Genomic DNA, 432 nt, shown 5'->3' with positions numbered 1-432 from the left:
ATTAATTGAGTTAGCGATTATATTCGTTAATTAAAACTCAAATAACGCGGTGTTCTCGGTTTATTGTTTTGTTAATAAAGAAATTAGATAGTATTTAGTTTTCAAAGTACAAGCTCTGCCAATCTTACGATTGGCAATGGAGAATAACGGAATCGAACCGATGACCTCCTGCTTGCAAAGCAGGTGCTCTCCCAGCTGAGCTAATTCCCCATATGGGCCTAAATGGACTTGAACCATCGACCTCACGCTTATCAGGCGTGCGCTCTAAACCAGCTGAGCTATAGGCCCAAATAAGCGTCTCATAGGTTTTGAGAGGTAAACCCCTCAAAACTAAACAAAGTTTCTCCGTTGTGTAGGTTCCGTTTTATTCCTTAGAAAGGAGGTGATCCAGCCGCAGGTTCTCCTACGGCTACCTTGTTACGACTTCACCCC

General features: G+C 42.8%; 2 tRNA genes and 1 rRNA gene. All 3 read right to left on the bottom strand.

Annotation, left to right across the window (positions count from 1 at the left end):
* Positions 1–137: 137 nt before the first annotated feature.
* Positions 138–210, bottom strand: a tRNA-Ala gene (locus H5S41_RS00545).
* 3 nt (positions 211–213) lie between these two features.
* Positions 214–288, bottom strand: a tRNA-Ile gene (locus H5S41_RS00540).
* Between the two features lie 87 nt (positions 289–375).
* Positions 376–432 (bottom strand): 16S ribosomal RNA (locus tag H5S41_RS00535); the annotation flags it as partial.

The organism is Limosilactobacillus albertensis, assembly GCF_014145555.1.
Classification (GTDB): domain Bacteria; phylum Bacillota; class Bacilli; order Lactobacillales; family Lactobacillaceae; genus Limosilactobacillus; species Limosilactobacillus albertensis.
Note: the sequence above shows the minus strand (reverse complement) of the source record. Positions and strands in the feature narration are given on the sequence as shown.